This is a genomic window from Streptomyces himalayensis subsp. himalayensis (genome assembly GCF_013778455.1).
Taxonomy (GTDB): Bacteria; Actinomycetota; Actinomycetes; order Streptomycetales; family Streptomycetaceae; genus Streptomyces; species Streptomyces himalayensis.
Window position 1 is genome coordinate 284,121 of record NZ_JACEHE010000005.1, and the last position, 26,244, is coordinate 310,364.

Below are 26,244 nucleotides of genomic sequence, written 5' to 3' on the forward strand. Positions count from 1 at the left end.
GTCGGCCCGGGACAGGCACGGGCTGTCAGTGCCGTGCGGCATGATGCGAACGTGACTCAGCGAACGCGACGGCTCATGCTCCTCGACACCGCCTCCCTGTATTTCCGGGCCTACTTCGGGGTCCCGGACTCGGTGAAGGCCCCGGACGGCACTCCGGTGAACGCCGTGCGCGGCCTGCTCGACTTCATCGACCGCCTGGTCCGCGACCATCAGCCGGACGACCTGGTGGCCTGCATGGACGCGGACTGGCGCCCGCAGTGGCGGGTCGAGCTGATCCCCTCGTACAAGGCGCACCGCGTGGCGGAGGAGGTCGAGGTCGGTCCGGACGTGGAGGAGGTGCCGGACACGCTCTCGCCGCAGGTGCCGGTCATCGAGGCCGTCCTGGACGCGCTGGGCATCGCGCGCGTGGGCGTCGAGGGGTACGAGGCGGACGATGTGATCGGCACCTATGCCACGCACGCCCCGGGTCCCGTCGACATCGTGACCGGCGACCGCGACCTGTACCAGCTCGTCGACGACAAGCGCGGCGTGCGCGTGCTGTATCCGCTGAAGGGCGTCGGCACCCTGCAGGCCACCGACGAGTCATGGCTGCGCGAGAAGTACGGCGTGGACGGCCCGGGGTACGCGGATCTCGCGCTGCTGCGCGGCGACCCCAGCGACGGGCTGCCCGGCGTGGCCGGGATCGGCGAGAAGACGGCCGCGAAGCTGCTCGCTCAGTACGGCGATCTTGCCGGGATCATGGCCGCCGTCGACGACCCGGCGTCGGTGCTCACGCCGGCGCAGCGCAAGCGGCTCGACGAGGCACGGCCGTATCTCGCCGTCGCACCGACGGTCGTGCGGGTCGCCGCGGACGTCCCGCTGCCGGACGTGCGGCTCGCGCTGCCCCGCGCCCCCCGCGACGCGGCTGAGCTGGACATTCTCGCGGCGCGCTGGGGTCTCGGGGGTTCGCTGCAGCGCCTGCTCTCGACTCTGCGGGAGAGTCCTGTGGAGTGAGGTGGCAGCGAAGTAGGGGCGGTTTGTGAGGTACGACGTATAGGTAATGCGCGCGCCGAAGTATTAACTTAGGCTTGCCTAAGCACGTCACATGGGAGGCCGTCATGGCACGTCCGGCACGTCGCGCTCCGAAGCCGCACTCCGCGCGGGTGGTCCGCACCGAGCGACTGACCCCACATATGCAGCGCGTGGTGTTCGGCGGCGAGGGGCTGGCCGGATTCATGGCGGACACCTGCACGGACCACTATGTGAAGCTGCTGTTCGGCGCCGAGGGCGTGACCTACCCGGAGCCCTTCGACATGGAGCGGATCCGCGCCGAGTTCCCCCGCGACCAGTGGCCGGTGACGCGTACGTACACGGTACGTGCGTGGGACCCGGAGCACCGCGAGCTGACGCTCGACTTCGTGATCCACGGCGACGAGGGGCTTGCCGGGCCCTGGGCGATGCGCGCACAGCCGGGCGAGCTCGTGCGCTTCCTCGGCCCCGGCGGCGCTTACGCCCCGGACCATGATGCCGACTGGCATCTGCTCGTCGGTGACGAGAGCGCACTGCCCGCGATCGCCGCCGCCCTCGAGAACCTGCCCGAGGGCGCCGACGTCCGCGCCTTCGTGGAGATCGCGGGCCCGGAGGAGGAGCAGAAGATCGACACCGATGTGGAGGTCGTCTGGCTGCACCGCGGGGACCGCCCCATCGGCGAGGCGCTGGTCGAGGCCGTACGGGAGCTGGAGTTCCCGCAGGGCCGGCTCCATGCCTTCGTGCACGGCGAGGCGGCCTTCGTGAAGGAACTGCGCCGTCTGCTGCGCGTCGAGCGCGGAATTCCGCGCGAGGACCTGTCGATCTCCGGCTACTGGCGACTCGGCCACAACGAGGACGGCTGGCAGGCGGCCAAGCGCGAGTGGAACGCCCGCATCGAGGCCGAACAGGAGACGGCCGGGGCGACCGCCTCCTGAGACCTTTCCCTGCACGAGTACGCACCGGACGGGCTGGAGTTTCCAGCCCGTCCGGCGTTTGGGGGGCTGGGCTGCGCCAGGCAGAGGCCGATCGCCGCGCGCAACTGGTCCGGGTGGCGCATCACATCCGAGCGTCGCAGCGCGGGCCGGTGACGCACGGTCTCCGGGTGGCTCAGCCCGGGCCGGTGACGCACGGTCTCCGGGTGGCACAGCCCGGGCGGGTGACGCACGTACCGTCTCCGAGTGACACAGCCCGGGCGGGTGACGCACGTACCGTCTCCGAGTGGCGCAGCCGTCCGCCGCAACCGTCTCCGGCCAACCCACGCCCGCCGCGCGGGCGAGCACCACCCATGCGGGCCGGGCGACCTGTCACGTCCGAGGGTGGCGCAGCCGTCCGCCGCACCATCTCCGGTGATGCACGCCTGCCGTCCGGGCGAGCACCCGCCCCTGGGCCAGGCGACCTGTCACGTCCGCGAGTGCCGCCCCCGCCCGCGTACGCACCCACAACGCACCCGCTTGACAACCCCGTGCCCGTCGACGAGCTCGCAGCGGCGGGCCGGCGGGACCCGGGTGGGCCGCGATGCGCGCAGGACGTCGTGGCCAAGGCACGTCGCGAGGCCCGAGCTACCGCGACGCGGCGCCCGCCGCAAGAGCCGTGAGGAGTTCGGCCCCCAGCAGATACGGGTGCGTCACGCCCGCGAAACAGGCCGTCCCTAATTTCTGTCACCCGACAGGAACTCATGCAGTCCGACAGGAACGTCGCCGTACGGAAATGTCGCCCCGACTGTCGACGCCCCGACTGTCGCTCCGACAGGGACCGACAGAACTCCCGCGCCGCCGCGAAAGCAGGTTGCCGCCATGACAAGCCCCGCCCCTGCCGATCTCCGTCCCGATCCGCCGGTGCCCACGGACGCCGGCGACTCCTCGCTGACCGCGTTCGGCTACCGCCAGGAGCTGCACCGCAGCCTCGGCCGCTATGCCTCGTTCGCCGCCGGGTTCAGCTTCATCTCCGTGCTGACCACTGTCTTCCAGTTCTTCGCGTTCGGCTACGCCTTCGGCGGCCCGGTCTTCTTCTGGACCTGGCCGGCCGTCCTGCTCGGCCAGCTGATGGTGGCCGCATGCTTCGCCGAACTCGCTGCCCGCTACCCGATCTCGGGCGCGATCTACCAGTGGTCCTCACGCCTGTCCAACCTGACCTTCGGCTGGTTCGCCGGCTGGATCATGGTGATCGGGCAGATCGTGGTGGTCGCGGCGGCGGCGCTCGCCCTGCAGATGGTGATGCCGGCGATCTGGTCCGGCTTCCAGCTGGTCGGCGGCGACCCGGCGCCCACCTCGCCCACCGGTGCGGCGAACGCGGCGGTGCTCGGCGTGATCCTGCTGATCCTCACCACGATCGTGAACATCGTCGACAACCGCGTGATGTCCGTGGTCAACCGGGTCGGTGTCACCGCGGAGATCATCGGCGCCGTCCTCATCATCGTGCTGCTCCTGACCCACTCCGAGCGTTCCCCGGGCATCACGTTCCACACGGGCGACGGCGCCCAGGGCGGCCTGTTGGGGGCGCTGCTCGTGGGCTCGTTCATGGCGGCGTACGTGATGATCGGTTTCGACAGCGCGGGCGAGATGAGCGAGGAGACCCGCAATCCCCGGCGCACCGCGCCCCGCACCATCCTCACGGCGCTCGGTGCCGCGGGCCTGCTGGGCGGCCTGATCGTCCTCGGCGGTCTGCTCGCCGCGCCCAGCCTCACGGACGGACACCTGGCCGTCGACGGACTGAGCTACGTCCTCACCAGCAGCCTGGGCGACGGCGTCGGCCGGTTCCTGCTCGCCGACGTGGTGGTGGCCATCGCAGTGGCGGCCCTCGCGATCCAGACAGCGGCCTGCCGGATGCTCTTCTCGATGGCCCGCGACGGGCAGCTCCCCGGCTCGCGGCTGCTCGCCAAGGTGAATCCGCGCACCGGAATGCCGAGCGCGCCCGCCCTGGTCGTCGGCGCCCTCGCTGCTGCCCTTCTGCTGCTCAACTTCGCGTCGCCTGAGGCGTTCCTGGCGATCGGCACCACCTGCATCGTGATGCTCTACCTCGCGTACGCCATGGTCACCGGCCCGCTGCTCGTACGGCGGCTGCGCGGGCAGTTCCCCGGTACCGCGGCCGACGCGGTGGACGAGGCGGGCCGGCCGCTCTTCTCCCTGGGCCGCTGGGGCGTCCCGGTCAACGGACTCGCCCTGATCTACGGCCTGTTCATGACGGTCAACCTGGCGTGGCCGCGCGCGGATGTGTACGACCCGGCGGGCGGGCACTGGTACTTCCAGTGGTTCACGGTGTTGTTCCTGGGTGTGACACTCGCGGCGGGAGCGGGCTATCGGCTCTACCGGAGCCGCGCCGCCGACAAGGCGACAGGCACCACCGAGCCCGGGCCGGCCGCCGCAACTGCGGGAGCGTAGCGAAGGCTCGGCGGCCTGGACAGTCGTCCGAGCCTAGAGCGTCGAGACGGTACGGGGATCAGGGTCGCCCCCGGACGCGCGCGTGCAGATGCATGTCGTGCCAGCCGTCGACGTGCAGCTCGGCGTGGCGCCTGGTGCCTGGTGCCTTCCAAATCGTGGGCGATCCTGGTCGCGGTGGTCAGCGAAGTGCACCGGTTCGCCGACGCCGACCGGCTGTGCTCCTGGGCGGGGCTCACCCCGCGGCCACGAGTCCGACACCGTCGTCCGTCGCGGTCACGTCACCAAACAGGGCAGCAAGCTGGTGCGCTGGGCCGTGGTGGAGGTGATCCAGCGCAAGACCACCCCCAAGATCACCGAGGACCGGGTACGGATCGATGCCTGGCGCGGCCGGAACATCGCCAAGATCGCCGCGGCACGCAAGCTGCTCACGCTGGTCTACTACGGCTGCGCGACGGAGAGATCCGCGCCCTGGCCCGGCAGGCCGCGTGAGCACCCCGGACGCGGCAGGCGCGCGGTCAGGCAACTGACTACACGCGGGCTACACCCTTTCTGGGTGACTTGCCGCTCTTCAGGCGATATGCGATACGTGGAGAGGAGCCTTTCAACGCTCGCTGGACCCCTGCTGGCCCATCCTGGAAGAGGGAGTGCCATGACAGGAGCGCACGAGGCCGCCGGGCGCATGATCGCCGGGCGCTACCAGCTCCTGCGTCGGCTCGGCACTGGCGGCATGGGACGGGTGTGGCTGGCCTATGACCAGGGGCTGGCGTGCGAGGTCGCGCTCAAGGAGATCGTCCTGCCACCGGACGTCCCAGAACAAGAAGTGAGCGCCCGGATCGCGCGGGCCCGCGGCGAAGCGCAGCACGCCGCCCGGCTGCGCATCCACCCCCATGTCGTCACCGTGTACGACATCGTGGAGGCCGACGGTCTGCCGTGGATCGTCATGGAGTTCGTCCCCGGCGCCATGGACCTGGAGGCGGTGGTGCGCGAGTGGGGGCCACTGCCGCCCGCCGACGTCGCCCGGATCGGGATTGCGGTACTCGACGCCCTGCTGGAGGGCCACCGGCTCGGCGTCCTGCACCGGGACGTCAAACCGGCCAACGTCCTGCTGACCCACCACGGCCCGCAGCCCTCCTGCCCTACGGAGGGCGACCGGGTGCTGCTGGCCGACTACGGCATCTCGCTGGAGCCAAGCTCCGGAGAGACCCGCCTGACCGCCACCTTGGAGATACTCGGGACCCCGCGCTTCATGGCCCCGGAACGGGCCCGCAGCGAGGCGCCCACCCCGGCCTCCGACCTGTTCTCACTCGGCGCCACCCTGTACTTCGCGCTCGAGGGGATCGGCCCCTTCGACCGCGACTCCGCCATCGCCACGCTGAGCGCCCTGCTGTTCGGGTCTCCCACCCCGCCGCGCCGGGCAGCGGAGCTGGCTCCGGTCCTCCTCGGGCTGCTGGCCAAGGACCCCGCGCAGCGGATGGACGGCGACGAGGCCGCCCAGCGGCTCACCCCCATCGCCGCCCAGCCCCACCCTCCCCCTTCGCAGCAACCGGCTCTCCCACCGGGGTTGCCGCCGCGCGAGCGGCCCCCCTCCTCGAAGCCGCCGCGCCCTCAGGAATCGGCCCCGACGACCGAGCCCACGCCGCCGGCCGAGCCGGAGAATCCGACCGGCCCGCCCCCGGGACCGCTGCCGCGCAAAGGTGACAAGGCCCGGGTGCGGCCCCGCCCGCCGCGGCCCGGAAACCGACGAGCCAGGCTCATTGCGGTGGTGGTGGCGGTGGCGCTGGCCGCGGCGGGCGTCGGCATCTACCTGGCACAGCCTGGACCCGCACCGACACCCGTGTCCTCGATCCGGGTTGGCGGCTCCCCGGAGGGGGTGGCGGTGTCCCCAAATGAGGACCGGGCCTACGTGGCCAACGAGAGCTCGGGTTCGGTGTCGGTGATCAACACCGCGACGAACAAGGTGGACAGCACCATCCCCGTCGGCCGCTCCCCGAAGGGGGTAGCGGTGTCCCCGAATGGGGACCGGGTCTACGTGACCAATAGGAGGTCGGGTTCGGTGTCGGTGATCAACACCGCGACGAACAAGGTGGACAGCACCATCCCCGTCGGCCGCGGCCCGCAGGGGGTAGACGTGTCCCCGATTGAGGACCGGGTCTACGTGGCCAACTTCGGCTCGGGTTCGGTGTCGGTGATCAACACCGCGACGAACAAGGTGGACAGCACCATCCCCGTCGGCCGCGGCCCGGCAGGGGTGGCGGTGTCACCGATTGGGGACCGGGTCTACGTGGCCAACGGGAGCTCGGGGTCGATGTCGGTAATCGACACCGCGACGAACCGCAAGATGGGCAACCCCATCCCCGTCGGCCGCGGCCTGCAGGGGGTGGCGGTGTCCCGTGAGGACCGGGTCTACGTGACCAACGGGAGCTCGGGGTCGATGTCGGTGATCAACACCGCGACGAACAAGGTGGACAGCACCATCCCCGTCGGCCGCGGCCCGCAGGGGGTAGACGTGTCCCCGAATGGGGACCGGGTCTACGTGGCCAATAGAAGCTCGGGTTCGGTGTCGGTGATCACATTCTAGAGGACGTCTGAAAGTCAGGACTGCACCCGGCCGATTCGGCGGACCAGCAGCATGGCCACCCGCCCGGAAAGGAGCAGCATGGCCACCCGCCCGGAAAGGAAAGGTCTCCCCGGAAGCGCCACTGATCCGCGCAGGCGCTGGCGTGATCTTTGTCCGGTGACCTGCTCAGCGGCGGTCCCACGCGGCGTCTTGCCGGGCACAGGCCAGGACGGTGATGGCCTGGGCCAGTTCGCTGTCCGCGGGCAGGGGCCGGTGTCAGGCGATGCCGGTCCGCAAGAGGTGCGCAAGGACCTTGGCGCCACAGCCGTAGCCTCGCAGCCAACAGGACCCTCGACAAGTCCTGTTGTTGCAGGTCAGGAGCGTTTCTTGGGTTCGCGATCAAGCGTTGGGCGGCACACTTCGTGAAAGCGTGAGGCCACTGGTCGGCGACAACACCAGGTGTGGTGAAAACGCGAGGTCAGTGGTGGTTGCTTCACTTTATGGCGGGGTGCAGCCCGGCGGGTCCCAGATGAGCATGCCGTTCTCGTCGTAGTGGTAATCCGTGCAGGTCTCAAGTGGTGCCGCGCTCGACGATTCCGCCGTGGCCTTCGTTGTCCGAGGCGCCGCCTCGGCGCTCGCCACGCCCACCGTTCCGGCGAGCAGCGCAGCAGCGCAAGACGCGCCGACGAGGTGTCGGATGCGCCTCCGGGCGCTTGTCGCCATGATGATCTCCCTTTGGGCGGAGGGGCTACCTACTCACCAGCGTGGGAGCTCGGCAACGATGGCGTCAACGACAATTTGGACTTTATAGAACATCTGTTACTTTCCATGGGCCTTCCCCCTCGCCCCGGAGGTCCCTCCCAGGCCCGTAAGGCACTGAGGGAAGAAACGCCCGCCCATGACGGGAACGCCCCGGGACCCGCCGCCCCAAAGCGCCAGCCCGCGGCGGTTACGCTCGATCCTGATGAGACGCAGGCCCCGCATTCCCCCCGCCCCTCTGCCACAGCGCGACGGTATCGATCCCGTTCGGGTCCGGTTGCCCATGGACGGGGCCTGGAGCACCGTGCGGGATCACCTCGTCGAGCGGCTGGCGGCCGGGCCCGGCGTGATCGACGGGATGCTGCACGACGGGCTGATCGTGGGGGCGGACGGACGGGCCGTGGCGCACGACGCGCCATACGTGCCGGGGTTGTTCGTCTGGTTCCACCGGGAACTCGCGGCCGAGGTGCCCGTGCCCTTCGCCGTCGCCGTGCTGTACCGCGACGACCACATCGTCGTCGCCGACAAACCGCACTTTCTCGCCACCACCCCGCGCGGCAGCCATGTCGCCCAGACGGCGCTCGGGCGCCTCCGGCGCGATCTGGGCATCCCCACGCTCACCGCGGCCCACCGTCTGGACCGTCTGACGGCCGGCGTCGTGCTGTTCACGGTGCAGCCGCAGGAGCGCGGCGCGTACCAGACGCTGTTCCGCGACAAGCGCGTGCACAAGGAGTACGAGGCCGTGGCCGCGTACGATCCGGGCCTCGCACTGCCCCGTACCGTCCGCAGCCGTATCGAGAAGGAACGCGGGGTCATCGCCGCCCGCGAGGTGCCGGGTGAGCCGAACGCCGAGAGCCTGATCGAGCTCGTGACGCACCGGGACGGCCGCGCGCGGTACCGGCTGCTGCCGAGGACCGGGCGCACCCATCAGCTACGGGTGCACATGAACGCGCTCGGGGTACCGATCCTCGGGGATCCCGTCTATCCCGTGGTGGCCGACCCGGTGCCGGACGGTGACTTCCGGCAGCCGCTGCAACTCCTCGCCCGGGTGCTCGAGTTCACAGATCCGGTGACCGGGCGGTCGCACCGGTTCGTCAGCGAGCGTGTGCTGGCTGCCTGGTCGGACCCCGGCGACTGGAATGGCCGACCGGCCCTGCCTGGCGAGGACAACGGCCGGTCCTCCTGACCTGCGATGGGCGCGGCCGACCGACCGCGGCCGACGTCGGCCGGTCAGCCGGTGCCGGTCACGGGTGCCGGTCAGCCGGTGCCGGTCAACCGGTGCCGGTCAACCGGTGCCGGTCAACCGGTGCCGGTCGCCCGTTCGACGGTCAGTAACCGCGCCACCAGCGGAGCAGGCGTTGCAGCGCTCCCTTGGGCGGCTCCCCCTCGCCTGTGAGAGAGGGCGGCGGCGCGGCCAGGGGCTGGTCTGACCGCTCCGCTGCCGAGGCCTGGGCGGGGACGGCGGCGGCCGGGCTCGTGGCCTGGGGCCGTGGCGGCGGGGACGACACCTCCCATTCCTTGCGCGGCGAAGGCACCCTGCCCATGGTGGGCCGGAGCTTCACGTCCTGCGGCGGGCGCGGGGTGAACATCACCGGCAGGTCGACGAGGTGCCGGGCGATGAGCGTCTGCCGCCAGCGCAGTTCCTTCTCGTCCACGGCGAGCTCCGCATCGGGCAGCCGCATCAGCAGCGCGTCGACGCCGACGTCCGCGATGGAGCGGGCGATGTCCTGGCCCGGGCACTCGTGGGGCCCGCCGCCGAAGGCGAGATGGGCGCGGTTGCCCGCCATGCTGGCCTTGAGGTCGGGGCGGATCACCGGATCGACGTTGCCTGCGGCGATGACGTACATGATCCCGTCGCCGGCCTTGATCCGCTGGCCACCCAACTCCGCGTCCTCAGTGGCGACGTAGCCCACCTGGGCGTTCATCGGAGGCTCGTCCCACAGGGACTGCTCGATCGCCTCCGGCACCGTCATCTGCCCGCCGTTGAGCTGGGCCCGGAAGCGAGGGTCGGTGAGTACCATGCGCAGCACGTTGGCCATGAGGTTGGCGGTTCCCTCGTACGCCGCGATGAGCACGACCCGCAGGTTCTGGGCGACCTCGTCGTCGGTGAGCTTCGCGGGATGGGCGATGAGCCGACTGGTGAAGTCCTCCTCGGGTTGGGCCCGGCGCCGTGTGGTGTGCCTGTACAGGACCGACATGACGTACTCGTTGCTCTCGACGGCGGTCGCGGTGCCCTTGGTCATGTCGCGGCCGGCCTGCACCAGGCGCTCGTTGTACTCGTCGGGCATGCCGAGGACCTCGCACATCACCGCCATCGGCAGATGCTCGGCGAACTGGCTGACCAGGTCGGCCGTGCCCTTCTCACAGAACTCGTTGACCAGGCGCTGGCTGCTGCGGTGGATGAAGCGCCTGAGGCCTCGGTCGTCGATGGTCGCCAGGGCGTCGTTGATCGCACCGCGCACCCTCTGGTGTTCGGCGCCTTCGGCAAAGGAGATGAGAGGCGCCCACGTGACCATCGGCGCCAGGGGATTGTCAGGCGCGAACGTGCCGTCCTGCACCACGCGCATTCGGCGCGAGTCACGCGTGAAGTGCGAGCGCGTGCGGAGCATGTGGAGGGTCTCGGTGTGGCCGATGACCGCCCACATCGGTACGTCGTCGTGGACCAGGACGGGCGCGACCGAGCCGTGTTCGGCACGCAGTTTCTCGTAGATGCCCGCCAGGTCGCTCTCGGCCTCGGATCCGTACAGGCGGCGCAGGCCGCCGGGGCCGAGGCCGTGGGCCGGGCAGCCCGGGGGCGGGGAGATCGGTTCGTCCGCGCCGCGATGGGAGTGGGATGGGGTCGTCACGGTGTCGCTTTCGGATCGGTAGGGATTCAGGTCATGCGCGGGACATGGTCAGGGAGTGCAGGTAGCGCATCAGGGTCATCAGGACGTCGCGGCTCGAGGCCCTGCGGCGGGCGTCGCACCTGACCATGGGCACCTCCGGGGGGAGGTCCAGCGCGGTCCGCAGGTCGGCCGTCGGATAGCTGGGCGCGTCGGGGAAGTCGTTGATCGCGACCACGAAGGGCACGCCACGCTCTTCCAGGCGCCCCATCACGTCGAAACTGACCTCCAGACGCCGTGTGTCGACGAGCACGACGGCGCCCAGAGCGCCCTCGAAGAGGCCGTTCCAGAGGAACCAGAACCGCTCCTGGCCGGGCGTGCCGAAGAGATAGAGCACCAGCTCGTCCGTGAGGCTGATGCGGCCGAAGTCCATGGCGACGGTGGTGGCCGTCTTCGTCTCCGAGCCGTAGTTGTCATCGACTCCGATGCCGGCCTGGGTCATCGTCTCCTCGGTGGTGAGCGGCCGGATCTCACTGACCGAACCCACCATCGTGGTCTTGCCGACCCCGAATCCACCGACGATCACGACCTTCACCGCGGTCGTGGCCGTGTCCGGCAGATGGTCCTCGGCGCGTGGGCCCGCGATCGTGTCAGAGTTTTTGAAGTCCATGCATCACCGCTTCGAGGAGGGAACGTTCGGGGAGTTCGGAGCGGACGACCGGAGCGCGGGACTCCACGAGGTCGGCCGCCAGGAGCTCGGTCAGCAGCACGGTGACCACGCTGAAGGGCAGGCCGAGATAGGCCGAGATCTCGGCGACGGACAGCGGCGTCCTGCACAGCCGCAGCAGTGCGGTCTGCTCCGGCGGGGCGGTGGGCGGCGGTTCCGACCGTGCGACGATCAGTGCCACCAGGTCGAGTGGTGCCCGCTGGCTTCCGTCGGTGCCGCCTGTGATCACATAGAGCCGCCCCGGGTCCTGCTCCTCGCCCGGCTGGTGTGCGCGTCGTTCGCGTTGCGGAGGAGTCATACGGCCTGCCCGTCGCGCCGCGGCGGACTGGTCAGATGAGCCCCGATACGGACAACGAGGTCGCGCATGCGGCTGCTCAGGAGCCCCGCGTCCACGATCTCGCTCGCGAGCACCGCCAGGTACGCGTTGGCCCCCGCGGCCATCATGTAGAAGAAGCCTCCTCGGACTTCGATGATGACCATGCGCATCTGGCCGTCGCTGTCGGGGATTTCGGTGGCCACGGCACCGGCCAGGCTCTGCAGACCGGCGCAGGCCGCCGCGAGCCGGTCGGCGGCGTCCGGGTCACCGCCGTGGCGGGCGATGCGCAGTCCGTCCGCGGAGAGGACCACGATCTGCCGGATCCCCCCTACGCCGTCGGCCAGTTCCTTGAGCATCCAGTCGAAATTGGCCCGTTGCTGAATCACTTGAGGTCCCCCTCGTCCTCGGTGGTGTCGTCATCTGCCCGGGCCTTCGACTCGATGGCACCGGGCGTGCCTTGCTGGTCACCGCCGCCCTTGAGGCCGTTCATGAACGCCTCGACCCACAGACCGGGCGCGGGCTCCTCTTTCTCCGGCTCGCGCGGCGCCGGTGCCTGCCGCTGGCCGGGGATGGTGGCTTTGGCCTCGGCGGCCCGTGCTGCTTCGGCCTCCCGTTCCTTGGCGGCGCGGGCCTCGGCGTACCGCTCGCTCAGCGGCGTCTTGACCCGGCTGCGGCGCTGCGGCAGGCCGGTGGCCGTCCACTCGGTGACGACGGGGATGTCGTCTTCCAGGGCGGAGAGAGGAGTCGGCGGACCCGAGGTCGGGCGGCGCTTCTTCGGCGCGCGCTCGAGCTCTTGGATGGGATTGCCGTCGTTGTCCACCCGAGGCACGGCGGATGCGCCGATGCCGTGCGCGAGGGCCGGTGCGGGCGCGCCGGTCAGCATGTTGCGCGGGACGATCAGCACCGCGCGTACGCCGCCGTACGCGGACTGCCGCAGGGAGACCTGCATGCCGTACATCGCACAGAGGCGGCCGACGACGGCCAGGCCGAGCCGCGGGGTGTCGCTGAGGCTGTTGAGGTCCACGCCCTCCTGAGCCTCGGCGAGCATGGTCTCGGCCCGCTTCCTGCCATCCTCGGTGAGGCTGACGCCGCCGTCCTCGATCTCGACGGCGATGCCGGTCTGCACCTCGACGGCGGTCACGTGCACCCGGGTCTGCGGCGGCGAGTAACGCGTGGCGTTGTCGAGCAGTTCGGCGCAGGCATGGATGACGGGTTCGACGGAGATGCCTTCGACGGAGACCTTGGCGATCGAGTCCAGGTCGATGCGGTGGTAGTCGAGGATGCGGGACATCGCGCCCCGCAGGACGCTGTACAGCGGGACCGGCTTGGGCCACTGACGGCCGGGGCGGGAACCGCCGAGCACCGCGACACTGTCGGCGAGCCGGCCGATGAGCGCGGTGCCGTGGTCGAGGCGCAGCAGGTCGTCGAAGACCTCGGGTGCGCGCCCGTGGTCCTCCTCCATCTCGCGGAGCTCGACGGACTGCTGGTGGACGATGGCCTGGACTCGGCGTGCGATGTGGACGAAGGCGTTCGCTGACGCGTCGCGCATCGCATCGCCGCGGTCCAGGATCTCGAGCACTGCGCGCAGCAGCTTGCGCTGCGCCTGGGGAAGGTCCCGGTAGTCGGGGTCCTGGTCGATGACGACGCGCATCGCCTCGGCGGGGGACTCGCCCTGCCGCATCCGGTAGAGCGTGTCCGGCAGGAGCTGCTCACCCAGGTGTTCGGTCTGGGCGTCGTACACGGCGACACGCCGCTCGAGGTACGCGAGCCGGTCCGTGTACTGCCGGTGCAGCCGTTTGACGGTACGGCCTCGGCGTACCGCCTCGATGGCGACCGCGAGCACCATGAGAGCGGCGATGCCGCCGCACCAGCCGACGGCCATCCGGGCCGGTTCCGGCACGGCGGCGACGGCGGCCCCGGTCGCGGCGGCCATGAGTATGGCGGGCAGCAACAGCGCGCGTGCGTAGGGGACTTCTCGGCCACCGGGAGGCGATTGAACACTCACCATGTATGCCCTCTAAAAACGGTCGGTTCAGAGTGGTCTGTACGTACTTGCCGTGAGTTGCGGCGGATTAGGAGACCCGTGGGGGGAACATTCGAACTACCAGGAATCTTTGGGAACAAGCGCACGAATACGCCGCAACTCGGTGCGCTGTGGGCGAGCTTAGTCCGACCGGATCATCGCCATGTCATATTCCGCAAGCACCTGAAATGCCATGCCGCGCGGGAATACACTCTGGCCCATTTGCACGCTGGGCAGCCATTCGAACACGTGCGGTAATCGTGGGGCGGTATGCGAATTACGCACCCTCAGGAGGTGAAGGCGGACCGTTTCTGCAGGCTACGGGGCACATGAGGCACCCTGGCCCCGCGGGCGGTCAGACTCCGGCGATGCGCAGCGCGGCGTCCGCAGTCGCCTCGGCGAAGGCCGACACGGGCCGTTCGGGATCGGAGCGGTGGATCAGGATGACGCCTTCGATCAACCCGAAGAGGAGGTCGGTGCGGAGTGAGAGCTCACTCTTTCCGAGGGTCTTCCCGACGGCCGTGGCGGCCAGCAACTGGCGGTAGGTGTCCTTGAGTTCGGCCCGTACTGCATGGAATCCGGCGAACCGTTCGGACCGCACTTCGGGGAGGAGGTAGAGACCGCCGAGGTTGTGCGGCCCCCCGCACAGCAGCTCCACGTCGGAGCGGCACAGTTCCCACAGCCGGCGCTCGGCGGGGGCCGCGTCGTCCGCGAGGAGGCGGCGGGCGAAGGTCAGCGAGGGCGTGACGGTGGACTCGAGAAGCTCGGCGAGGAGGTCCTCCTTGCCGGACACGTAGTGGTACATGGTCGCCTGGCGCATGCCCGCGCGCTCGGCGACGGCGCGGGTGGTCGTGGCGGCGTATCCCCGGGTGGTGAACAACTCGGCTGCGGCGGCGAGGAGTTCGTCGCGCGCGGACAGCCCGCTGTCGGGCCGCTGAGCGGCGCGGGGCCTGCCGACCCGTGCCCGTGATCCTCCCGTGGTGCCCATGGTCCCGATCGTCGCACACCGCCGTACGACCCAGAACGGGCGGTCGAGGTGAGGGATCGGTAACCGCGGCGCAACAGTCGGGCAATCGCCGCGACGCCGACCACTCGTAATTTCTGTCGCGCGACAGAAACACAGTCGCGCGACGAAAGCACACAGGCCGAGCCGGAAGGTCCCGCGATGGCGACAGCGACCACTTACGGAGCCCGCGACCATGCCCGCGCCCAGGAGGGCACCCACGCCGACGCCATGCCCGTCGTGCCCGCGAGCGCCTGGCCCGCACCGCCCTGCGAGGCCGGCCATCTGGTGTGGGCGGAGACGGTGGCGGGCGGAAACTACACCCACCGGGTGCTGGCCCGCGGCACCGAGCTGCGCCTGACGGACCTGGCGGGCGACGCCTGCGCCCACCTCCTGCTGTATGCGGCGGACCGGCCGTGGGAGCGGCTGAACGTGGCCGACACGGTCAAGGTCCAGTGGAACGCCTACCTCGGGGAGGGACAGCTGCTCCTGTCGGACCAGGGCCGTGTCCTCGCGTCGATCACCGCGGACACCTCAGGGCGCCACGACGCCCTGTGCGGCACCTCCACGCTCGTACGGAACACCGAGCGCTACGGGGACGGGGCGCCGCAGTCGGCCTCCCCCGCGGGCCGCGAGCTGTTCAAGCTGGCCGCCGCGAAGAACGGCCTGTCCGCGCGGGACCTGCCGCCGTCGCTGTCCTTCTTCCAGGGCGTGGAGGTACGCGAGGACGGCGCGCTCGACTTCACCGGGTCCGCGGGCCCCGGCACGAGCGTGACGCTCCGCACCGAGCAGGACGTCACCGTGCTGATCGCAAACGTGCCCCACCCGGCCGACCCGCGCGAGACGTACACCAGCACCCCGTTGGAGGTGCTCGCCTGGCGGGCCGGCCCGACGCAGCCCGGCGACCCGCTGTGGGAGTCGACACCCGAGGGCCGCCGCGCCTTCCTCAACACCGCCGAATTCCTTGCCGCGAGGGGGATCGTATGACCCACAGCACCGTTGTCCCGGCCCGGTCCGCCTGGTCGGCCGTGCTCGCCCCGGGCGAGACGCTCACCATCACCGATCTGCACGGCAACCAGGCCGTGGACTTCCTCGTCTACGACGCCCGGGACACGAGCGTGCGCTACAGCGCACCGGACACGATCCACGCCCAGGGCAACATCTTCCTGACCACGGGCAGCGTGCTGATGTCGAACGAGCACACCCCGCTGATGACGGTGGTGGACGACGAGGTCGGCCGGCACGACACGGTCGGCGGCGCCTGCTCCAAGGAGTCCAACACCCTGCGCTACGGGCACCACACCTGGTCCCAGCACGCGTGCGTGGAGAACTTCCTCGCTGAGGGCCACAAGTACGGTCTCGGCAAGCGCGATCTGGTCTCCAACGTCAACTGGTACATGAACGTGCCGGTGGAGAAGGACGGCACCCTCGGCATCGTCGACGGGCTCTCGGCGCCCGGCCTGACGCTGACGCTGCGCGCCGAGCGCGAGGTGATCGTGCTGGTGTCCAACTGCCCGCAGATCAACAACCCGTGCAACGGGTTCGAGCCGACGGCCGTGGAGATGACGATCGGTGAGGCTCCGTCGGCCGCGGCCGGTGGGGCGGGGACCGCCGGCGGAGCGGGCGAGGCGGGCCGGGCGGGCGCCGCATGAGCTTCGACACGCTGCTGGTCGCCAACCGCGGCGAGATCGCGGTCCGCATCATCCGCACGGCCAGGGAGCTGGGCCTGCGCACGGTCGCCGTCTACTCCGACCCGGACCGCGGCGCGCCCCACGTCCGGCTCGCCGACGCGGCCGTACGGCTCGGTCCCGCGCCCGCCAAGGAGTCGTATCTCGACGCGGACCTCGTCCTGAAGGCGGCCAAGGACTCGGGCGCGGGCGCGATTCATCCCGGGTACGGATTCCTGTCCGAGGACGCCGAGTTCGCGCGGCGCTGCGAGGACGCCGGGATCGCCTTCGTCGGGCCGACGCCCGCGCAGCTGGAGCTGTTCGGCGCCAAGCACACCGCGCGGGCCGCTGCCGAGGCGGCGGGCGTGCCGCTGGCGCCCGGCACGGGCCTGCTCGCGGATCTCGCGGAGGCCCTGGAGGCGGCCGAGCGCATCGGCTATCCGGTGATGTTGAAGGCGACCGGAGGCGGTGGCGGCATCGGCATGTCGGCCTGCCGCTCGGCCGCCGAGCTGACCGACGCGTGGGATCGGGTGCAGCGGGTCGCCGCGGCCTCGTTCTCGTCCGCCGGAGTGTTCCTGGAGCGGCTCGTCGAGCACGCCCGCCATGTCGAGGTGCAGGTATTCGGCGACGGCGAGGGCCGCGTCGTGACCTTCGGCGACCGCGACTGTTCACTCCAGCGCCGCAACCAGAAGGTCCTGGAGGAGGCCCCGGCGCCGGGCCTGCCCGACGACGTACGCGAGCAACTTGCCGCCGCCGCAAGGCACTTGTGTGCAAGCGTCGGCTACCGCTCGGCCGGCACCGTGGAGTTCGTCTACGACGCGGCCCGCGAGGAGGCGTACTTCCTGGAGGTCAACACGCGCCTCCAGGTCGAACACCCGGTCACCGAGGAGATCTACGGTGTCGATCTCGTCGCCTGGATGCTGCGCCTGGCACAGGGCGAGACCGGTGTCGTCCAGGACCCGGGCCCGCCGCGCGGCCACGCCGTCGAGGCCCGTGTGTACGCCGAGGACCCCTCGCGCGAGCACCGGCCGAGCTCCGGCCTGCTCACGCGCGTGTCGTTCCCCGAGGGCGTGCGCGTGGACGGCTGGGTCGAGACGGGCACGGAGGTCACGGCCTCGTACGACCCGATGCTCGCCAAGGTCATCGCGTACGGCGACGATCGTGCGGACGCCCTCGCCAAGCTGGACGCCGCCCTCGACGCCGCGCGCGTCGACGGCATCGAGACGAACCTCGGGCTGGTACGGGCCGCGCTGGCCGATGACGCCTTCCGGTCGGCCTCGCACTCGACGGCGACGCTGGCGGGGGTGAGCGACCCGACGCCGCGGATCGAGGTGGTGTCCGGCGGCACGCTGACCACCGTCCAGGACTGGCCCGGCCGCACCGGCTACTGGCAGGTGGGTGTACCCCCGTGCGGTCCGATGGACGACCTGTCCTTCCGGCTGGGCAACCGGTCGCTCGGCAACGAGGAGGGCGCGCCCGGTCTGGAGTGCACGCTCCAGGGGCCGTCCCTGCGGTTCACGCACCCGACGACGGTGTGCGTCACGGGTGCGCCCGCCCCTGTGACCGTGGACGGCGAACCGGTCGCGCAGTGGGAGCCGGTGACCGTGCCGGGCGGGGCACTGATGGAGATCGGAGCGCCGACGGAGCACGGCCTGCGGACGTATGTCCTGTTCGCGGGCGGTGGCCTGGACGTCCCCGGCTTCCTGGGCAGCGCGTCGACGTTCACGCTGGGCCGCTTCGGCGGGCACGGCGGCCGGGCGCTGCGTACGGGCGATGTGCTGCACGGCGGCACGGTCACGGAATCGGGCGCCCCGGTTGCGGTGGGCGATCGCCCTGCGTTCGCGTCCGAGTGGCACATCGGCGCCGTCGAGGGCCCTCATGCCGCCCCTGAGTTCTTCACCGAGGACGACATCCTCGACTTCTACGCCGCCGGCTGGAAGGTCCACTTCAACTCGGCACGCACCGGCGTACGACTTGTCGGCCCGAAGCCCCGCTGGGCGCGCACGGACGGCGGCGAGGCGGGTCTGCACCCGTCCAACATCCATGACACGCCCTACTCGGTCGGAGCCGTCGACTACACCGGCGACATGCCGGTGCTGCTCGGTCCGGACGGGCCCTCGCTCGGCGGCTTCGTGTGCCCGGCGACGGTGGCGAAGGGGCAGCGCTGGAAGCTGGGGCAGCTCCGGCCGGGGGACGTGGTGCGCTTCGTGCCGGTGACCGTGGATGCGGCTGCGCGCCTGCGCCGGACTCCTGCGCTCGCCCCGGTCGCGGACCGCTCGGAGATCACGGACGGCGGCGTCCTGGCCAGGCACGGAGACGTGACGTACCGCCGCAGCGGCGACGACAACCTGCTCGTCGAGTTCGGGCCGATGCAACTGGATCTCGCGCTGCGCATGCGCGTGCACGCGCTGATGGAGGCGGTGGTCGCTGCCGGTCTGCGGGGCATCACGAACATCACGCCCGGCATCCGCTCCCTCCAGATCCAGACGGATCCGGACGTGCTGCCGCAGCACGAACTTCTCGACGCGGTGCGCGAGATCGAGTCGGGCCTGCCGCCCGCCGACCAGCTGGTCGTCCCGTCCCGGACGGTCCATCTCCCCCTCTCCTGGGACGACCCGGCGACCCGCGAGGCCATCGCCCGTTACATGGCGGGCGTCCGCGACGACGCCCCCTGGTGCCCCTGGAACATCGAGTTCATCCGCCGCGTCAACGGCCTGGACTCGGTCGACGAGGTGTACCGGACGGTCTTCGACGCGGAGTACCTGGTGCTGGGCCTGGGAGACGTGTACCTGGGCGCACCCGTGGCCACCCCGCTGGACCCGCGCCACCGCCTCGTGACGACCAAGTACAACCCGGCCCGCACCTGGACGGCGGAGAACTCGGTCGGCATCGGTGGCGCATACCTCTGCATCTACGGCATGGAGGGGCCGGGCGGCTACCAGTTCGTGGGCCGTACAACGCAGGTGTGGTCGGGCTGGCAGCAGCGCGGCGCCTTCGAGCCTGGCTCACCGTGGCTGCTGCGCTTCTTCGACCGCATCAGGTGGTACCCGGTCGAGGCGGACGAGCTGCTCTCCCTCCGAGCGGACATCACCTCCGGCCGCTTCGTACCAAGGATTGAGGAGGGCGTCTTCTCCCTCGCGGAGTACGAGCGGTTCCTCTCCGACAATGCCGGTTCGATCGCCGAGTTCCGCGCCCGCCAGGGCGCCGCCTTCGCCGCCGAACGGGACGCCTGGGAGGCGGCCGGCGAGTTCACGCGCGCGGAGACGGCATCGGCCCCGGCCGCGGCCCCCACGGAGGTGACGGTCCCCGAGGGCGGCCGTCTGGTGGAGGCCGAGTTCGCCGCGTCGGTCTGGCAGGTGAACGTGAAGCCGGGCGACGAGGTGACAACCGGACAGCCCCTGCTCGCCCTGGAGGCGATGAAGATGGAGTCCAGGGTGCACTCCCCCATGGACGGCGTGATCCTGGACCTGCTGGCGAAGCCGGGAGACCAGGTGGAGGCGGGAACGGCGCTGGTAATCGTGGGCCCGGCGAGTTCAACGGTGACCTGACGACGGCGCGCGCGGTGTGTGGGCAGTCGTTCCTCCCCCAGTGCCTTAAGGGCCTGGGAGGTACCCCCAGGGCGGAACGGGTGGGCACACACCGCCCACCGGCCCGCATCCGACAAACCCACCCCAGCACAAGGAGCACAGATGCCGTCCCCAACGGTGACCAGGGTCCGCGCGGCCTACGCCCGCATAGAGGCGGTAGACCGCCCGGAGGTGTGGATCGACCTCCGCCCCCAGGCAGAGGTCGAGCAGGAAGCCGAGGCGCTGGACGCCCGAGCCGCCGCAGGCGAACACCTCCCCCTCGCGGGGAAGCTGTTGGCAGTGAAGGGCAACATAGATGTCGAGGGCCTCCCAACGACGGCAGGTTGCCCCTCCTACGCGTACAAACCCCCGGCGGACGCCCCGGCGGTGGCCCGCCTCCGCGCAGCAGGCGCGATAGTCCTGGGCACCACGAACCTGGACCAGTTCGCCACGGGCCTGGTAGGCACCCGCTCCCCCTACGGAGCGGTAAGGAACGCCCACGACCCGGCCAGGGTCAGCGGCGGCTCCAGCGCGGGCTCAGCCGTAGCGGTAGCACTCGGCATCGTGGACGTCGCGCTCGGCACGGACACGGCTGGCTCCGGCCGCGTCCCCGCGGCCTTCAACGGCATCGTCGGCCTCAAGCCGACCCGCGGCCTCGTCCCCACGGACGGCGTCGTCCCGGCCTGCGCCTCGCTCGACTGCGTCACCGTCTTCGCCCGGACGCTCCCGGAGGCCGAGCAGGCCCTCTCGTACATGGCGTCGCCCTCCGCCCGCGAGCTGCCGCCCCTCCCGCAACGCACCCCGGGCCCGTGGCGCATCGCCGTCCCCGACCGCGCCCAGCTCGGCGAGCTGGACCCGGGCTGGGCAGAGGCATACGAAGCCGCAGCCGCCCAACTCGCCTCCGCCGGAGCCGAGTTGAGGAACGTGGATCTGACCCCCTTCACCGCGGCGGCGGCGATGCTCTACGAGGGCGCCTTCGTCGCCGAGCGGTACACCGCAGTGGGGAGCTTTATCGACAAGTCCATCGACGCGGGAGCGGACGACCTCGACCCCACCGTCGCCGGGATCATCACCCGCGCCCGCGACATCCCCGCCCACCGCCTCTACGCCGACCAGGAGCGCCTCGCCGCGCTCCGCACGAAGGCGCTGGCGTCCCTCGGCGACGCCGACGCCCTGCTGCTGCCGACGACTCCCGGCCACCCGACGATCGCGGACGTCGCCGCGGACCCCCTGGGCGCGAACGCCCGCCTCGGCCGGTTCACCAACTCCACCAACCTCTTCGACCTCGCGGCCGTCGCCGTCCCGGCCGGTGAGGTGGACGGCCTGCCGTTCGGAGTCATGCTGATCGGCCCGGCGTTCACGGACGAACCGCTGGCGCAGATCGCGCGGCTGCTCACACCTCCCGCGCATCTCGCCGTGGTCGGCGCACACCTGTCGGGCCAGCCACTCAATCCCCAACTGCTCGCTTTCGGCGCCCAGTTGGAACGTAAGACGAAGACCGCGCCCGTCTACCGGCTGCACGCCCTGCGGACCACCCCGCCCAAGCCGGGCCTCGTGCACGTCGGCGAGGGCGGTGCCGCCATCGAGACGGAGGTGTGGCAGCTCCCGGCCGAAGGCCTCGGACGCCTGCTCGCCGCCCTCCCCCGCCCGATGGCCCTGGGCCGCGTCGAACTCGCCGACGGCACCTCCGTCCCCGGCTTCCTCTGCGAACCCGGCGCTCTCGACGGGGCATCGGACATCACGGCGTACGGCGGCTGGCGCGGGTACCTGGAGTCAGGCCCGGACGCGGGGTGAACCCAGCCCGGGCTCCGCCGAAGTGGGACCCTGGGCGCAGCGTCACCCCACCGACGACCACCCCACCGACGATCACCCCACCGACGAGTACGCCACAACACCCCGCAACAACGCGTCCACCGCCTTGCGCGCGTTCTTCGGCACCGTGGAGCCGTCGCCGGGTGCGGCGGCCGAGATCTGGCCCAGTACGTCGATGACCTGCTTGCACCAGCGCACGAAGTCGCCGGCGGGCATCTCCGCCTCGTTCAGCACCTCGTCGAGGCCCTTGCCGGAGGCCCACATGTACGCGGCCCAGGCGAAGCCCAGGTCGGGCTCGCGCTGGCCGACGCCCTCCGCCTGGTTGATCCGGAAGTCCTCCTCCAGGGCGTCGAGCCGGCCCCAGATCCGGACCATCTCGCCGAGCGCCGCCTTGGCCTTCCCCGACGGGAGCTTGGGGGCGAGCGCGTCGTCCCCCACCCGCGCCTCGTAGACCAACGCGGAGACGCAGGCGGCCAGTTCGGCGGGGTTGAGCCCCTCCCACACGCCTTCGCGCAGGCATTCGCTCGCCAGCAGGTCCAGCTCGCCGTAGAGCCGTGCGAGCCGCTTGCCGTGCTCGGTGACCTCGTCGCTCCGCAGGTAGTCGAGCTCGGTGAGCAGGGCGACGATGCGGTCGAAGGTCCGCGCGATCGTGTTCGTACGGCCTTCTATGCGCCGCTCGAGCTGCTTGGTGTCCCGCATCAGCCGGTGGTAGCGCTCCGCCCAGCGGGCGTGGTCCTCACGCTCGTCGCAGCCGTGGCAGGGGTGTGCGCGGAGCTCGGTGCGCAGACGGGCTATTTCCCGGTCGTCCGCCGCGGCGGACCGCTTCTTGTGATGCCGGTCCGGCACGATGTGCCCGGCCTTGGTGCGCAGCGCGGACGCGAGGTCGCGGCGGGACTGCGGGCTGCGCGGGTTGAACGACTTGGGGATGCGCATCCGCTCCAGTGCCTCGACGGGCACAGGGAAGTCCATCGTCGCGAGCCGCTTGACCTGCCGCTCGGCGGTGAGCACGAGCGGGCGCGGCCCGTCGTAGTGGTCGAAGCCGCGGTGGCCGTTGGTCCGCCCGGCGGGCAGGCCCGGGTCCAGGACGAGCGCAAGGCCCGCGAATTTGCCGGTCGGGACGTGGATGACGTCACCCGGCTTGAGCTTCTCCAGCGCGACCGCCGCCTCGGCCCGCCGCTGCGCGGCGCCCTGCTTGGCCAGCTCCGTCTCGCGGTCCTTGAGTTCGCGGCGCAGGCGCGCGTACTCCTCGAAGTCACCCAGGTGGCAGGTCATCGAGGCCTTGTAGCCCTCCAGGCCCTCCTCGTTGCGCTGCACCTGGCGCGAGATGCCGACGACCGACTTGTCGGCCTGGAACTGCGCGAACGACGTCTCGAGGAGCTCGCGCGAGGTGTGCCGGCCGAACTGCTCGACCAGGTTGACCGCCATGTTGTACGACGGCTTGAAGCTGGACCGCAGCGGGTACGTACGCGTGCCGGCGAGGCCCGCCACCTGCTCCGGGTTCATGCCGCGCTGCCACAGCACCACGGCGTGGCCCTCGACGTCGATGCCGCGGCGTCCCGCACGGCCCGTCAACTGCGTGTACTCACCGGGCGTGATGTCGGCGTGCTGCTCGCCGTTCCACTTGATGAGCTTCTCCAACACCACCGAGCGGGCAGGCATGTTGATGCCGAGCGCGAGGGTCTCCGTGGCGAACACGGCCTTCACCAGGCCGCGTACGAACAGCTCCTCGACAACCTCCTTGAAGGTGGGCAGCATGCCCGCGTGGTGCGCCGCGATGCCGCGCTCGAGGCCCTCCAGCCACTCGTAGTAGCCCAGGACGTGCAGGTCCTCGCCGGGGATGGAGGCGGTGCGCTCCTCGACGATCTCGCGGACCTTGGCCCGCGCCTCCTCGTCGTTGAGCCGCAGCCCCGCGTACAGGCACTGCTGTACGGCCGCCTCGCACGCGGCGCGGCTGAAGATGAAGGTGATCGCGGGCAGCAGCCCTTCGGCGTCGAGCCGTTCGATGACCTCAGGGCGGCCCGGCGTCCAGATCCGCGATCTCTGCCGCCGCTCCCGCTCGCGGTCGGCCTCGCGCATGTTGTTCCTGCCGCGGCGCCGGTCGCGTCCGAACGTCTGGCGGCTGTCCTCCATGCGCGCCATACGCGTCAAATCAGGGTTGACGGCCTTCTTGTGGCCCTCGCCCTCCTCGAAGAGGTCGTACATCCGGCGTCCGGCCAGGACGTGCTGGAACAGGGGCACGGGCCGGTGCTCGGAGACGATCACCTCGGTGTCGCCGCGCACGGTGTCGAGCCAGTCGCCGAACTCCTCCGCGTTCGACACCGTCGCCGACAGTGACACCAGCGTCACCGACTCGGGGAGGTGGATGATCACTTCCTCCCAGACGGCGCCGCGGAAGCGGTCGGAGAGGTAGTGCACCTCGTCCATCACCACATAGCCGAGGCCGCTCAGCGTCTGCGAGCCCGAGTACAGCATGTTGCGCAGCACCTCGGTGGTCATGACCACGATCGGTGCGTCGGAGTTGATGCTGTTGTCGCCGGTCAGCAGGCCGACCTTGCCCGGGCCGTAGCGCCTGGTCAGGTCGGTGTACTTCTGGTTGGAGAGCGCCTTGATGGGCGTCGTGTAGAAGCACTTCTTGCCCTGCTGGAGCGCGAGGTGCACGGCGAACTCGCCGACGACCGTCTTGCCGGAGCCGGTCGGCGCGGCGACCAGCACGCCCTTGCCCGCCTCGAGCGCCTGGCAGGCCTCTATCTGGTAGGGATCGAGGCCGAAGTCGTACATCTCGCGGAAGGAGGCGAGCGCGGTGGCCTGCTCGGCAGCGCGCTTACGTGCTGCCGCGTACCGCTCGGCCGGTGAGAGGTCCTCTGTCATCGTGCTTTCGAGACTACCGGGACCCACTGACAACCGACGATCATTAACCGTATCGTCACGTAACCGCTGGTCAGCGAGTGGACCGTCATGGTCCGAGGACGTGGACCGTCATGGTCCGATGAGGCGGATGGTCATGGTCCGAGAATGCGGGCGGCCCCCGCCACGCACTCGGCGACGAGCGGCAGCGGTCCGAGCGGCTCCCGTCCGCGTACCCGGTGACGCCCTCGGCCAGCAGCTCGACCCGGGCGGCCCGATGCACGGTGACCTTGGGATGCTCGAGGTGCGTTCCCTTGTACACCCGCGGAAAGACCCGCAGCAGGGTCCTGCGGGTGCAGTCCCCCACCACCGTGACGTCGAAGAGCCCGTCGGGTTCATGGCTCACCGACAGACGGAGGGGTCCTGATCAGCTGGTGCCCTCGAGCCCCATGAGGACGGAGTACGCGGACTCGGCCTGGCGGGCCGGAGCGGCGTCGGGACGTGCGTGATCCAGGAAGCTCTGGGTCCCGCCGTGGTGGAGGATGCGGCCACGGTCCATGAGAGAGACGGTGTTCGCCTCGTCGGCCAGGTCGGCTATGTCGTGGGTGGACATCAGTACCGGGATCCGGGCAGCGACCTTCCGCAGCAGGTCTCGGAACACCGTGCGCTGGTGCGGGTCGAGGCCGGCCGTGGGCTCGTCGAGGAGGATCACCCGCGCGTCGTGGGCGAGGGCGCAGGCGATGCCGACACGGCGGAGTTGGCCTCCGGAGAGCTTGGCCGTCTTCTGGCCGCTCTGCTCGGCGAGGCCCACCTGGTCGAGCACGGCTCCGGCACGTTCCCACACGCTGGTGCGGTTCTCGCCCTTCAGCCAGGCCACGTATGCCACGTATTCGCGGGCGGTCAGCTGCCGTGACGTCGGCACCCGCTGGGGCAGCCAGGCCACGTGGCGGCGGTATTCGCGGCTGGCGGAGGTGAGGGCTGAGTCCTTGAGCAGGACTCGGCCGGCCAGGGGTTCCACCGTGCCGGCTAGGAGGGACATCGTGGTCGACTTGCCCGCTCCGTTGGGGCCGAGCAGGATCGTCAGGCCTTCGCCGGGGACTTCGTAGCTGAAGCTGGAGAGAACGGGGCGGTCCCAGCGGTGGTAGCGGAAGGTGACGCGGTCGAGCAGCAGAGTCATCGGTCGGTCCTTGGTGCGAAGCAGAGGAGGGAGAGAAGCCCGGCCAGGAAGACGGCGGCGGCCCCCACGGTGGCGTGGGTGACGTGAGCCGCCTCGGTGACGATCACCCAGGGGTAGGGGTCGTCGCGGCTCCGGCCGCCGAGGAACATGGCCTGGATCATCCAGAAGACGGGGAGCAAGGGCGCGCGGTGGCCCATCAGGGGCCAGGCGCCTATGGCGAGTCCGCAGAAAAGCAGGTTGTTCCGCGCGGCCACCAACGTGGCCTCCGATCCCAGGAGAGACATTCCCGCAGCCACTGCTGTCACGAGGAGCGCGAAGCCCGACACAAGCATGATGTCTCTCGCGTCGATTCGGCGGATGGCGGAGCGTTCCACCGAAGGCATCCGCCTTTCGAGGCAGGCGATCAAGGAGACGCTCGGAATGAGGGAGACGAAGTTGCTGAGCTCCGTCACCATCGCGTAGTGCCCCATGAACGAGGGGAAGACGACTTCGACACCACCGGTCATGCTGACGCCCAGGACGAAAGCGAGCAGTGCACCAGGTAGCAATCTGAGGGCGCCCCGCTGACGTAGCCACCAGATCATGT

The 26,244-nt window shown here is 70.6% G+C and carries 20 protein-coding genes and 3 pseudogenes; 10 read left to right on the plus strand and 13 right to left on the minus strand.

The window, feature by feature from the left end; all coding sequences use genetic code 11:
• The first annotated feature begins 75 nt into the window (after window positions 1–75).
• The 3 genes from H1D24_RS11325 to H1D24_RS11335 all read left to right on the plus strand — a co-directional run bounded on the left by H1D24_RS11325 (window position 76) and on the right by H1D24_RS11335 (window position 4,385).
• Window positions 76–993: a 5'-3' exonuclease gene (locus H1D24_RS11325; protein ID WP_181657410.1), complete on the plus strand. Its 918-nt coding sequence runs from the start codon at window positions 76–78 to the stop codon at window positions 991–993.
• Window positions 994–1,097: 104 nt separating this feature from the next.
• Window positions 1,098–1,943 (plus strand): siderophore-interacting protein, encoded by an 846-nt coding sequence (locus H1D24_RS11330; RefSeq protein WP_181657309.1) that lies wholly within the window; start codon window positions 1,098–1,100, stop codon window positions 1,941–1,943.
• An 858-nt stretch (window positions 1,944–2,801) separates the two neighbouring features.
• The gene (locus tag H1D24_RS11335) at window positions 2,802–4,385 is read left to right on the plus strand and encodes an amino acid permease (protein WP_181657310.1); all 1,584 of its coding nucleotides are present in this window, start codon (window positions 2,802–2,804) and stop codon (window positions 4,383–4,385) included.
• 58 nt (window positions 4,386–4,443) lie between these two features.
• Here the strand turns inward: H1D24_RS11335 and H1D24_RS42265 are convergent.
• Window positions 4,444–4,524: pseudogene (locus H1D24_RS42265) on the minus strand (GNAT family N-acetyltransferase); the annotation flags it as partial.
• Between the two features lie 2 nt (window positions 4,525–4,526).
• On the opposite strand from H1D24_RS42265, the gene H1D24_RS44005 reads away from it, so the two are divergent.
• A complete protein-coding gene (locus H1D24_RS44005; protein WP_374064210.1) occupies window positions 4,527–4,874 on the plus strand; it encodes a transposase in 348 nt (115 codons plus the stop codon).
• Between the two features lie 160 nt (window positions 4,875–5,034).
• On the plus strand, window positions 5,035–6,963 hold the full coding sequence (locus H1D24_RS11345; RefSeq protein WP_181657311.1) for a serine/threonine-protein kinase: 1,929 nt from the start codon (window positions 5,035–5,037) through the stop codon (window positions 6,961–6,963).
• 168 nt (window positions 6,964–7,131) lie between these two features.
• Here H1D24_RS11345 and H1D24_RS11350 read toward each other — a convergent pair.
• Both H1D24_RS11350 and H1D24_RS11355 read right to left on the minus strand, forming a co-directional pair.
• Window positions 7,132–7,260 (minus strand): annotated as a pseudogene (locus H1D24_RS11350) (IS110 family transposase); the annotation flags it as partial.
• Between the two features lie 180 nt (window positions 7,261–7,440).
• Window positions 7,441–7,665: a hypothetical protein gene (locus H1D24_RS11355; protein WP_181657312.1), complete on the minus strand. Its 225-nt coding sequence runs from the start codon at window positions 7,663–7,665 to the stop codon at window positions 7,441–7,443.
• A 241-nt stretch (window positions 7,666–7,906) separates the two neighbouring features.
• On the opposite strand from H1D24_RS11355, the gene H1D24_RS11360 reads away from it, so the two are divergent.
• Window positions 7,907–8,887 carry an RluA family pseudouridine synthase gene (locus H1D24_RS11360; RefSeq protein WP_181657313.1) on the plus strand — a complete coding sequence of 327 codons (981 nt, stop codon included), beginning with the start codon at window positions 7,907–7,909 and terminating at the stop codon, window positions 8,885–8,887.
• Between the two features lie 142 nt (window positions 8,888–9,029).
• Here H1D24_RS11360 and H1D24_RS11365 read toward each other — a convergent pair whose 3' ends face one another.
• From H1D24_RS11365 to H1D24_RS11390, 6 genes are all read right to left on the minus strand, one after another.
• Window positions 9,030–10,547, minus strand: coding sequence for a cytochrome P450 (locus H1D24_RS11365; protein ID WP_181657314.1), 1,518 nt, complete (start codon window positions 10,545–10,547; stop codon window positions 9,030–9,032).
• Between the two features lie 31 nt (window positions 10,548–10,578).
• Window positions 10,579–11,193 (minus strand): GTP-binding protein, encoded by a 615-nt coding sequence (locus H1D24_RS11370; protein ID WP_181657315.1) that lies wholly within the window; start codon window positions 11,191–11,193, stop codon window positions 10,579–10,581.
• Complete coding sequence (locus H1D24_RS11375) at window positions 11,174–11,548, minus strand: DUF742 domain-containing protein (RefSeq protein ID WP_181657316.1); 375 nt, start codon at window positions 11,546–11,548, stop codon at window positions 11,174–11,176. Before H1D24_RS11375 ends, H1D24_RS11370 begins: the two co-directional genes overlap by 20 nt.
• Window positions 11,545–11,952, minus strand: a complete 408-nt coding sequence (locus tag H1D24_RS11380; RefSeq protein WP_181657317.1) for a roadblock/LC7 domain-containing protein — start codon at window positions 11,950–11,952, stop codon at window positions 11,545–11,547. The genes H1D24_RS11375 and H1D24_RS11380 overlap by 4 nt, the downstream gene beginning before the upstream one ends.
• Window positions 11,949–13,574 (minus strand): ATP-binding protein, encoded by a 1,626-nt coding sequence (locus H1D24_RS11385; RefSeq protein ID WP_181657318.1) that lies wholly within the window; start codon window positions 13,572–13,574, stop codon window positions 11,949–11,951. Before H1D24_RS11385 ends, H1D24_RS11380 begins: the two co-directional genes overlap by 4 nt.
• Before the next feature lie 370 nt (window positions 13,575–13,944).
• The gene (locus H1D24_RS11390; RefSeq protein WP_181657319.1) at window positions 13,945–14,577 is read right to left on the minus strand and encodes a TetR/AcrR family transcriptional regulator; all 633 of its coding nucleotides are present in this window, start codon (window positions 14,575–14,577) and stop codon (window positions 13,945–13,947) included.
• A 177-nt stretch (window positions 14,578–14,754) separates the two neighbouring features.
• Here H1D24_RS11390 and H1D24_RS11395 point away from each other — a divergent pair, with 177 nt between their 5' ends.
• The 4 genes from H1D24_RS11395 (at window position 14,755) to atzF (ending at window position 21,619) form a co-directional block, all read left to right on the plus strand.
• The gene (locus H1D24_RS11395; protein ID WP_181657320.1) at window positions 14,755–15,579 is read left to right on the plus strand and encodes an urea amidolyase associated protein UAAP1; all 825 of its coding nucleotides are present in this window, start codon (window positions 14,755–14,757) and stop codon (window positions 15,577–15,579) included.
• The gene (locus H1D24_RS11400) at window positions 15,576–16,244 is read left to right on the plus strand and encodes an urea amidolyase associated protein UAAP2 (protein WP_258563988.1); all 669 of its coding nucleotides are present in this window, start codon (window positions 15,576–15,578) and stop codon (window positions 16,242–16,244) included. The genes H1D24_RS11395 and H1D24_RS11400 overlap by 4 nt, the downstream gene beginning before the upstream one ends.
• Complete coding sequence (uca, locus tag H1D24_RS11405) at window positions 16,241–19,807, plus strand: urea carboxylase (RefSeq protein ID WP_181657321.1); 3,567 nt, start codon at window positions 16,241–16,243, stop codon at window positions 19,805–19,807. The genes H1D24_RS11400 and uca overlap by 4 nt, the downstream gene beginning before the upstream one ends.
• 141 nt (window positions 19,808–19,948) lie before the next feature.
• On the plus strand, window positions 19,949–21,619 hold the full coding sequence (gene atzF / locus H1D24_RS11410) for an allophanate hydrolase (RefSeq protein WP_181657322.1): 1,671 nt from the start codon (window positions 19,949–19,951) through the stop codon (window positions 21,617–21,619).
• A gap of 72 nt (window positions 21,620–21,691) precedes the next feature.
• Here the strand turns inward: atzF and H1D24_RS11415 are convergent, their stop codons facing one another.
• The 4 genes and pseudogenes from H1D24_RS11415 to H1D24_RS11430 all read right to left on the minus strand — a co-directional run bounded on the left by H1D24_RS11415 (window position 21,692) and on the right by H1D24_RS11430 (window position 26,242).
• Window positions 21,692–24,505, minus strand: coding sequence for a DEAD/DEAH box helicase (locus H1D24_RS11415; RefSeq protein WP_181657323.1), 2,814 nt, complete (start codon window positions 24,503–24,505; stop codon window positions 21,692–21,694).
• A 131-nt stretch (window positions 24,506–24,636) separates the two neighbouring features.
• Window positions 24,637–24,872 (minus strand): annotated as a pseudogene (locus tag H1D24_RS11420) (sphingosine kinase); the annotation flags it as partial.
• 36 nt (window positions 24,873–24,908) lie between these two features.
• Window positions 24,909–25,658: an ATP-binding cassette domain-containing protein gene (locus H1D24_RS11425; protein ID WP_181657324.1), complete on the minus strand. Its 750-nt coding sequence runs from the start codon at window positions 25,656–25,658 to the stop codon at window positions 24,909–24,911.
• Complete coding sequence (locus H1D24_RS11430) at window positions 25,655–26,242, minus strand: hypothetical protein (RefSeq protein WP_181657325.1); 588 nt, start codon at window positions 26,240–26,242, stop codon at window positions 25,655–25,657. The genes H1D24_RS11425 and H1D24_RS11430 overlap by 4 nt, the downstream gene beginning before the upstream one ends.
• Between the last annotated feature and the right edge of the window lie 2 nt (window positions 26,243–26,244).